Annotated in this window: 9 protein-coding genes; all 9 read left to right on the plus strand. The window is 34.3% G+C overall.

Annotated elements, in window-relative coordinates; translation table 11 throughout:
* Nucleotides 1-1006, plus strand: a 1006-nt coding sequence (locus Q0Y61_RS09165; RefSeq protein WP_297814315.1) for an FAD-linked oxidase C-terminal domain-containing protein, incomplete at its 5' end; no start/stop codon positions are given.
* 68 nt (nucleotides 1007-1074) lie between these two features.
* Nucleotides 1075-1545 carry a 3-hydroxyacyl-ACP dehydratase FabZ gene (gene fabZ / locus Q0Y61_RS09170; RefSeq protein ID WP_297814317.1) on the plus strand — a complete coding sequence of 157 codons (471 nt, stop codon included), beginning with the start codon at nucleotides 1075-1077 and terminating at the stop codon, nucleotides 1543-1545.
* Complete coding sequence (gene lpxA / locus Q0Y61_RS09175) at nucleotides 1542-2348, plus strand: acyl-ACP--UDP-N-acetylglucosamine O-acyltransferase (RefSeq protein WP_297814319.1); 807 nt, start codon at nucleotides 1542-1544, stop codon at nucleotides 2346-2348. The genes fabZ and lpxA overlap by 4 nt, the downstream gene beginning before the upstream one ends.
* Nucleotides 2341-3591 carry an ATP-dependent protease ATP-binding subunit ClpX gene (gene clpX, locus Q0Y61_RS09180; RefSeq protein ID WP_297814321.1) on the plus strand — a complete coding sequence of 417 codons (1251 nt, stop codon included), beginning with the start codon at nucleotides 2341-2343 and terminating at the stop codon, nucleotides 3589-3591. The genes lpxA and clpX overlap by 8 nt, the downstream gene beginning before the upstream one ends.
* A gap of 22 nt (nucleotides 3592-3613) precedes the next feature.
* On the plus strand, nucleotides 3614-4648 hold the full coding sequence (locus Q0Y61_RS09185) for a rod shape-determining protein (RefSeq protein WP_297814323.1): 1035 nt from the start codon (nucleotides 3614-3616) through the stop codon (nucleotides 4646-4648).
* A gap of 34 nt (nucleotides 4649-4682) precedes the next feature.
* Entirely contained in the window at nucleotides 4683-5510 is an 828-nt protein-coding gene (gene mreC, locus Q0Y61_RS09190) for a rod shape-determining protein MreC (RefSeq protein WP_297814325.1), read from the plus strand.
* Between the two features lie 174 nt (nucleotides 5511-5684).
* Nucleotides 5685-5873 (plus strand): hypothetical protein, encoded by a 189-nt coding sequence (locus tag Q0Y61_RS09195; RefSeq protein ID WP_297814326.1) that lies wholly within the window; start codon nucleotides 5685-5687, stop codon nucleotides 5871-5873.
* 144 nt (nucleotides 5874-6017) lie between these two features.
* Nucleotides 6018-7805 carry a pyruvate/oxaloacetate carboxyltransferase gene (locus Q0Y61_RS09200; protein WP_297814328.1) on the plus strand — a complete coding sequence of 596 codons (1788 nt, stop codon included), beginning with the start codon at nucleotides 6018-6020 and terminating at the stop codon, nucleotides 7803-7805.
* Nucleotides 7802-9049 carry an exodeoxyribonuclease VII large subunit gene (xseA, locus tag Q0Y61_RS09205; RefSeq protein ID WP_297814330.1) on the plus strand — a complete coding sequence of 416 codons (1248 nt, stop codon included), beginning with the start codon at nucleotides 7802-7804 and terminating at the stop codon, nucleotides 9047-9049. Before Q0Y61_RS09200 ends, xseA begins: the two co-directional genes overlap by 4 nt.
* Nucleotides 9050-9136 lie beyond the last annotated feature (87 nt).

Raw genomic sequence — 9136 nt, forward strand, 5'->3', positions numbered from 1 at the left:
GTTGTTTTATCCCCCAGACCCTGCAAGCGAGCATTATTCTACGCTTGGGGGCAATGTAAGCGAGAATGCAGGGGGAATGCGTGCAGCAAAATATGGAATTACAAAAGATTTCGTGATGGCATTGCGTGCAGTGTTGCCCAATGGAGATATTATCCGAGCAGGCAAAAAAACCATTAAAGATGTGGCGGGCTATAATATAGCAGGGATTCTTATTGCTAGTGAAGGGACATTGGCAGTCATTACAGAAATTACTCTTAAATTATTGAGCAAACCAAAATATAAACAAAGTGCAATGGGTATCTTTCCAAGCATTCAAACGGCAATGAATGCAGTGTATAAAACAATGTCAAGTGGAATTTCGCCTGTGGCAATGGAATTTTTAGATAATCTTAGCATTAGAGCAGTGGAGGAAAAATTCCACAAGGGCTTGCCAAAAGAAGCAGGAGCGATTCTAATTACCGAAGTAGATGGAAATCTTCCAGAGGAAATTGTGTATCAAATCAACAAAATAGAGGAAAAATTCCTTGAAAATGGTGCAAGTAAATTTATTAAAGCAAATAATGAGCAAGAAGCAGCAGATTTGTGGTTTGCCCGTAAAAATGCAAGTCCAAGCATAACAATTTATGGAAGCAAAAAGTTAAATGAAGATATTACCGTTCCGCGTTCCAAACTACCTCAGCTTTTAGAAAGAATTGCAGAAGTTTCAAAAAAATATGATGTTGTGATTCCGTGTTTTGGGCATACAGGTGATGGAAATGTGCATACAAATGTTATGGTAGATGGTAGCAAACAAGAAGAATTAGAAAAAGGACATCAAGCCATTGAAGAGATTTTTAAAATTGCTGTGGAGCTTGGTGGCACACTTAGTGGAGAACACGGAATTGGAATCTCAAAAGCACCTTTTATGCATCTTGCTTTTACTCAAGAGGAAATGGGTTTGTTTCGTGTTATTAAAAAAGCTTTTGACCCAAATAATATTTTAAATCCGGGTAAAATGGCATTATAAATGAAAATAAGTTTGGTTTATTTTATTTTTATGTTAAAATTTAATTTTTAGTTTTTAAGGATTTCTATATGGTTTATGATGTGCAAAAAATTCGTGAGATTCTACCGCATCGTTATCCTTTATTACTTGTTGATAGAATCGTCTCTATGTCACCTAATGAGAAAATTGAGGCTTATAAAAATATTACAATTAATGAAGAAATATTTAATGGGCATTTCCCCATACAACCCATTTATCCCGGAGTTTATATTATTGAAGGTATGGCTCAAGCAGGTGGTGTATTAGCATTTTTGAGTATGTTTGGAGATAAAGCACAAAATACAGGGGATAAAATTGTGTATTTTATGAGTATTGATAAGGCAAAGTTTAGGAATCCTGTTATCCCAGGTGATAAACTTGTATATAAGTTAGAAGTTTTAAAGCATAAAGGTGGAATTTGGGTTTTACAAGGTTATGCGTATGTGGAAGGAAAGTTAGTCGCCGAAGCAGAACTTAAAGCAATGGTAGTAGATAATGCAGAAAAAAAGGTGCAAAAGTGAGTGTGGCAAAGTCAGCAAAAATTGCACAAACTGCTGTTATTGAAGAGGGTGCAGTCATTGGCGAAAATGTAGAGATTGGACATTATTGTGTCATTGGTAAAAATGTGAAAATTGGTGAAAATTGTAAGCTTTATAATTATGTAACGATTCTTGGAAATACAACTCTAGGGGTTGGCAATGAAATTTTCCCTAATGCAACTTTAGGTACAAAGCCACAGGATTTAAAATATCACGATGAACCCAATGAATTAATCTTTGGCAATTATAACAAAATACGCGAATTTACAATGATAAATCCCGGAACCGAAGGTGGTGGCAGTAAAACTATTATTGGTAATCATAATTTATTGATGGCGTATGTGCATATTGCGCATGATTGCATTATCGGGGATTCTTGTATTTTAGCAAATGGCGCGACACTTGGGGGACACGTTGTATTAGGCAGCCATATTAATATAGGTGGTTTAACGCCTATTCATCAATTTGTAAAAATAGGAGATTATGCGATGATTGCTGGTGCAAGTGCATTATCACAAGATATCCCTCCTTTTTGTATGGCAGAAGGGAATCGTGCGGTTATTAGGGGGTTAAATTTGCATCGATTGCGTAAAAATTTTGAACATCACGAAGTGGATAAAATTCATACCGCTTATAAGCGTTTGTTTTTTGGTAAAATACCAATTAAAGAGATTGCTAAAGAGATTCTTGAAGAAAGTATAAAAGACTCTAATGTCCAAAAAATGTGCGAATTTATTATTCAATCTACAAGGGGAATCCCCTTTACAAGGAAAGGTAATGAGTGAAAAAGTTTGTGATTTTTGTAAAACTAAAGAATCTTATAAAAATCCATTGATTGCTGGGAATAATGTTTGTATTTGCAAAAATTGTATCATAGCTTCGTATAGTTTGCTTGTGGGAGGAGAACAGCATTTTGAAGAAGATGTAGAATCTCTTGAGAGCGAACAGCTAAATATCGTCCCGCCCAAAGAACTAAAAGCCGTTTTAGATGAATACGTAATTGGTCAAGAAAAAGCAAAAAAAGTTTTTAGTGTAGCAGTTTATAACCACTATAAACGTGTCTTGCAAGTTAAAGAACAAGAAAATGAAGAAGAAACAGAAATTGCGAAATCCAATATTTTACTTATTGGTCCAACAGGAAGTGGGAAAACACTAATGGCACAAACTTTAGCAAAATTCCTCAACATTCCTATTGCAATTTGTGATGCAACAAGTCTAACAGAAGCAGGCTATGTAGGGGAAGATGTAGAAAATATTTTAACCCGTTTGCTTCAAGAGGCTAATGGTGATGCACAAAAAGCACAAAGAGGAATCGTATTCATTGATGAAATTGATAAAATTTCAAGACTTTCAGAGAATCGTTCTATTACACGTGATGTATCAGGAGAGGGTGTTCAACAAGCGTTATTGAAAATTATAGAAGGAAGTGTAGTGAATGTCCCCCCCAAAGGTGGCAGAAAACACCCAAATCAAGATTTTATTCAAATTGATACCAAAGATATTTTATTTATCTGTGGAGGGGCATTTGATGGATTAAAGGACATTATTGAGCGTAGAATCGGTGGAAATAGTTTAGGATTCCATCATAAGATTAATGGAAAAATTGCACAAGAAAATATTTTGGGGCAAGTGGAGCCAGATGATTTAGTTAGTTTTGGGCTGATTCCAGAGTTAATCGGACGTTTGCATATGTTCGCAACTTTAGAAGAAATTACCAAAGAAGCGATGATTGAGATTCTCCAAAAACCAAAAAATGCTTTAACAAAACAATATAAAAAGCTTTTTGCCTTTGATGGTGTTGTTCTAACTTTTAAAAACGAAGCATTAGAAGAGATTGCAAATCTTGCTATTGCACGAAAAACAGGTGCAAGAGGATTGCGTTCAATTATGGAAGAAATTATGTTGGATATTATGTATGAATTACCAGAATTAAAAGGCTATGAAGTAATTATTACAAAAGAAGCAGTCTTAAAACAAGCAAAGCCTATGTTGGTCAAACAGAAAAAAATAAGCAAAAAAAGCGCTTAAATCCACTATAAAGAGAGAAAATATGGTATTAGATAGAGTTATTGGATGGTTTTCACACGATATTTCAATTGATCTTGGAACGGCAAATACAATTGTTTTAGTGAAGGGGCAGGGAGTTATTATTAATGAACCCTCTGTGGTTGCTGTGCAAAATGATCGTTATAGTAAAAATAAAATTTTAGCAGTAGGACACGAAGCAAAGGAGATGGTTGGTAAAACACCCGGGAGTATTTTGGCTGTTCGTCCAATGAAAGATGGTGTTATTGCAGATTTTGATATGACGGAGAAAATGATTCGTCATTTTATTGAAAAAGCTCATAGAAGAAAGGCGCTGATGCGTCCTAGAATTATCGTTTGTGTGCCTTATGGATTGACGGGCGTTGAGCGTAAAGCAGTTAGAGAATCTGCTATTAGTGCTGGGGCGCGAGAAGTATTTTTGATTGAAGAACCAATGGCTGCAGCAATTGGTGCAGGTTTGCCTGTTAAAGAACCTAAAGGAAGTTTAGTTGTAGATATTGGCGGAGGAACAACAGAAATTGGTGTAATTTCTTTAGGAGGGCTTGTGATTTCAAAATCTTTGCGCACGGCTGGTGATAAACTTGATTTGGCAGTCGTAGATTATGTACGCCGCAAATATAGTTTGTTAATTGGTGATCGAACAGGAGAAGAAATTAAAATCCAAATTGGTTCAGCTGTTAGTCTTGATGAGCCACTTGTTATGCAGGTTAAAGGGCGAGACCAAGTTAGTGGGTTATTAAATACAATTGAACTAACAAGTGAAGATATTCGTGAAGCAATGAAAGAGCCATTAAAGGAGATTTCAAATGCTCTAAAAGATGTATTAGAGCAAATGCCACCAGATTTGGCTGGGGATATTGTTGAAAATGGAATCGTATTAACAGGTGGTGGAGCATTGATACGTGGGCTTGATAAATATCTTTCAGATGTTGTGAAACTTCCTGTATATGTTGGTGAGGAACCATTATTATGTGTTGCGAAAGGCACAGGCAAGGCTTTAGAGGAGATTGATGTTTTACAACAGCTGTCTTATGAATAATTTAATTCTGATGCAGAGTAACTAATAAAAGAAGATGAAAAAAGTTTTTCTTTGGATTATTTTTTTATTTAGCGTATTGTTTGTTTCAATGAAAGTTTCTTCTACAATACAGAATAAGATATTATTTTTGAGTGATGAAATTAAGAGTGGCATCTTTAATTTAAATAATAATGTGGCTAAAACAATACAACGTCATTTTAATCAAGTAGAACAAATAAAACAACTTTCAAATTCTTTGAGGGATAAACAGCAAATAGAATATCTACTTGAAGCATTAAAGGTTGAATACAATGATTTATTGGCTTCTATTAATTCGCCCTTAGATTTAAGTATGCCTGGAATTTTATTCGTGCGGACAATTTCATTTGTTCGTATGAATAATTATAAAAAAATTTGGCTAGACTATAAGAGTGATAAAATATATCAAAATGGTACTATTTTTGGACTTATTGATGACAATAAAGTAGCAGGAATTGCAATTTTACAAAATCATCGTTTAGAGGGACTTCTGAATGGTGATATAAAATGTAGTTATAGTGTTATGATAGAAAATAAAAAATTGTATGGAATTGCAAAATATGATAGCAATAAAGGTTTTATTGTGGATTATATTCCTTTATATCCAAAGGTAGAAGTAGGCGAAATTGTTAGAACAAGTGGTAATGATAATATTTTTTATCCGGGCATTTTAGTGGGTGTTGTGGAAGAGGTTGAGTTGCGACAAGGTTATCAAGTTGCTACCATTAAACCTGCTTCTGATGAGGTTAGAAGATTCTATTGGATGGTGGATATTGAGAATTCACCAATTCTTACTGGTTTAGCAGAGGATAATGCTACAAAGACTCAAGATATTTTGGAATAGGTTTGCTAGATTCTGTTCAGTAATTATGGCATTACACATTATCTAATATATTCTAAAATATTAAATTGATTCAATAAAGACTGCTTTCTTACAATATGAAGATAATCAATTTTATCAAATTAAAAGGAATGAAATTTGCTTTACTTTTTGTAAATTTAAAAAAGGAGTAATCCAATGGAGTTTCTTGATGATGGACTTAGTTATTGTAGTTTTTTTGAAGTTGTGGAGTTAGAAAGCAATAAGCAAATCAGTCAAAATAAAAAAGATGAAAATTGTAATGCGATTCATTTAAATAGCACAAAGCAAAATGAAAAATTAATGATTGTATATTCTAAAGCTCAAGTTAAAACTTTTGAAAGATAATTTGTTTCATTATAAATTAAGCATTGTATGATACCAAAAGGACCACTTTTGTATAAAATTGTATAAAATTTACATAATGCAATTAAAAACATTACAATTTGTTGTTATAATATAAACCTAAAACTTAAATGTTGGAGTTTTATAATGATAAAAATCACCGAAAATAGCTTAAGGGATGGGCATCAATCCTTGCTTGCAACGCGTATGCGAACAGAAGATATGGTAGAGGCGGCACAACTTTTTGAGCAAGTTGGTTTCCATAGTGTAGAGGTATGGGGCGGAGCGACTTATGATACTTGTTTGAGGTATTTAAAAGAAGATCCTTTTGAGCGATTGGTAATTTTTAAAGAAATTTTCAAAAAAACTCCAATACAAATGCTTTTGCGCGGACAGAATCTCATTGGTTATCGTCATTATGCAGATGATGTTGTGCGTGAATTCATAAGGCTTTCTGCGCAAAATGGTGTAGATATTTTCAGAATCTTTGATGCACTCAATGATATTCGTAATTTAGAAGTTTCTATTGAGGAAGTTAGAAAGCGAGGCAAACACGCACAAGGTGCGATTTGCTATACAACTTCACCCGTCCATACAATTCAGAGTTTTGTAGAATATGGTAAAGAGCTTGCTAGGCGAGGATGTGATTCTCTAGCTATTAAAGATATGGCAGGATTAATTACGCCTAATGCTGCTTTTGAGCTTGTGAAAGCATTAAAAAATGAGATTGGTCTGCCTTTGGCTTTACATACGCATTCTACGGCTGGATTTGCATTTGGTTCTCATTTAAAAGCAGTTGAAGCAGGAGTGGATATATTGGATTGCTCAAATTCTGCATTAGCAGAAGGGACAAGCCACCCTTGTACGCAGGCAATTGTTGCAGCCTTACAAGGCTCGCAATGGGATTCAAAATTGAATTTGGAAATTATGGAAAAAGCTGCAGAAATTTTAAAACGTAATCGTAGAAAATATAAAAAATTTGAATCAGAGTATAATCAAATTGATACGCGCGTGTTGGTGAATCAAATTCCTGGTGGTATGATTTCTAATATGGCAAACCAGCTAAAGGAACAAAATGCACTAGATAAGATGGACGAGGTATTAGAGGAGATTCCAAATGTGCGCAAGGATTTCGGTTATCCACCCCTTGTTACACCTTCTAGTCAGATTGTTGGAACGCAAGCAGTATTGAATGTCTTGGCACAAACGCGTTATAAAACACTTACAACAGAGTCTAAAAATATCATTAAAGGTTATTATGGCAAAACTCCTGCACCTATTGCTAAAGAATTAATTGAACGTATTAAATCAGAAGGTGAAGAGATTATTGTTGAGCGTCCAGCAGATAAGATAGGATTAGAATTACAAAAAGCACGTGAAGAATCCCAAGATTTTGCTAGAAGTGAAACAGATATTATTTCTTATGCCATTTTTGGTGGAATTGCCAAACAATTTTTGTGTGAGCGTAATGAAAATCGTTTAGTTCCTGAAGCTCTTACAACTTTTGAAGGGGCTAATGCACCAATGCCAAAAGAATTTACAATTAATTTGCACGGCGAAACTTATAATATTAAAATTGAAGGAAGTGGCGAAAAAGATGAAAGTGTGCGACCATTTTTTGTGCGTGTAGATGGAGATTTAAAAGAAGTGCTTATAGAATCCAATGATAAAGATTCTAAAAATTCTATTAAAAAAATAGATTCTTTACCGCAAGCAAATTTACCTGGACATATCATTTCACCAATGCCGGGTAATTTAACAAAGCTCAAGGTTAAAGTTGGAGATAAAATTAAAGAGGGCGATGTTTTAGCTATTGTAGAAGCAATGAAAATGGAAAATCAAGTCCTAGCAACGATTGGTGGAGAAATAAAAGAAATTTATGCAAAAGAAGGTCAACAAATCAGTGCCAATCTCGCAATTATGCTTGTGGAATGAAAATTTTAAGTGTTAGTGAATTAAATGCACAGATAAAGAGTTTGCTTGAAGCCACCTTTTTGCAGGTAAGCGTAAGTGGAGAAGTAAGTAACTTCACACACCATTCAAGTGGGCATTTGTATTTTACATTAAAGGATAGAGATTCTAGTCTGAAATGTGTAATGTTTCGTGGAAATACGAAGAATTTAAAATTCCAGATTCAAGATGGTATGAATCTAACGTTGCAAGGCGCAATTAGCGTCTATCCTCCACGTGGTGATTATCAGTTGAATTGTATCAGTGCATTACCAAGTGGAATCGGAGAATTGACATTAGCTTTTGAACAACTTAAAGAGCTTTATCAAAAGAAAGGCTATTTTGAAAATAAAAAGCTATTACCGAAGTTTCCCAAAAAAGTTGCCTTACTTACTTCAAATACGGGTGCTGTTTTGTATGATATGCTAAAAGTAGCAGAGAAGAGATGGAATCTTGTAGAATTTATTTTGCTGAATACTCTCGTGCAAGGAGATGGAGCAAAAGAAAGTATTGCAAAAAATGTCCAAATTGCTGATAGTTTGAGTGCAGATTGCATTGTGTTAGCTCGTGGTGGAGGGAGTTTAGAAGACTTGTGGGCATTTAATGAACCTTTGGTAATTGAAAGTATTTTTAATGCTAAAACACCCATTGTTTCCGCGATTGGACACGAGCCAGATATTACACTAAGTGATTTTGTAGCAGATTTACGCTCCCCAACTCCTTCAGCTGCAATGGAAATTTTATTGCCTGATAAAAATGAATGGTTGATGAATTTAGATGCAATGCAAAATACCTTTAATGAGCGTTTTTCAAGAGTGATACAAAGAAAATTTGATAGTCTTCAAAATAGTGCATTTTTGTTTGATAAAAATTCATTTTTTCATAGATTAGACCAGACAAAGCAGAATCTTGATAATTTTCATTTACTTTTAGAGCAAAAAATTCAACATAAAATTTCCTTATGTGCGTTAAGATTGCAAAATCCAAATATCAAAATTCATCTAGCAATCAAACAACTCTTAGCCAAAAAATCTATACAATTAGAAACTTTGAAAATACAGCTAGATTCCAAAAATCCTAAAAATTATCAAAGAAATGGTTATGCTTGTGTTTTGAGCAATGGAAAGAAAATTAAGTGTTTAGCAGAGATTTCACCTCATTCACTATTGGAATTACAAGATGCAAGCGCGATAATTAAAGCAGAGGTAAAAGAGGTTGTCAAGCAATGAAAGAAATGCTTCCCAACAAACAAATGTGCAATCAATTCACTCCAAATACTCTCCAATCTCTTTTTTAGAAGTTTTCCATTCCCCAAT

It is taken from the genome of uncultured Helicobacter sp. (genome assembly GCF_947367035.1).
In the GTDB taxonomy this organism is placed as follows: domain Bacteria; phylum Campylobacterota; class Campylobacteria; order Campylobacterales; family Helicobacteraceae; genus Helicobacter_D.

Excerpts from the sequence above, each read along its gene's own strand:
- Q0Y61_RS09200 (WP_297814328.1), top strand. The coding sequence starts at position 6,018 with ATGATAAAAATCACCGAAAATAGCTTAAGGGATGGGCATCAATCCTTG.
- Q0Y61_RS09195 (WP_297814326.1), top strand. The coding sequence starts at position 5,685 with ATGGAGTTTCTTGATGATGGACTTAGTTATTGTAGTTTTTTTGAAGTT.
- mreC (WP_297814325.1), top strand. The coding sequence starts at position 4,683 with ATGAAAAAAGTTTTTCTTTGGATTATTTTTTTATTTAGCGTATTGTTT.
- Q0Y61_RS09185 (WP_297814323.1), top strand. The coding sequence starts at position 3,614 with ATGGTATTAGATAGAGTTATTGGATGGTTTTCACACGATATTTCAATT.
- clpX (WP_297814321.1), top strand. The coding sequence starts at position 2,341 with ATGAGTGAAAAAGTTTGTGATTTTTGTAAAACTAAAGAATCTTATAAA.
- xseA (WP_297814330.1), top strand. The coding sequence starts at position 7,802 with ATGAAAATTTTAAGTGTTAGTGAATTAAATGCACAGATAAAGAGTTTG.
- fabZ (WP_297814317.1), top strand. The coding sequence starts at position 1,075 with ATGGTTTATGATGTGCAAAAAATTCGTGAGATTCTACCGCATCGTTAT.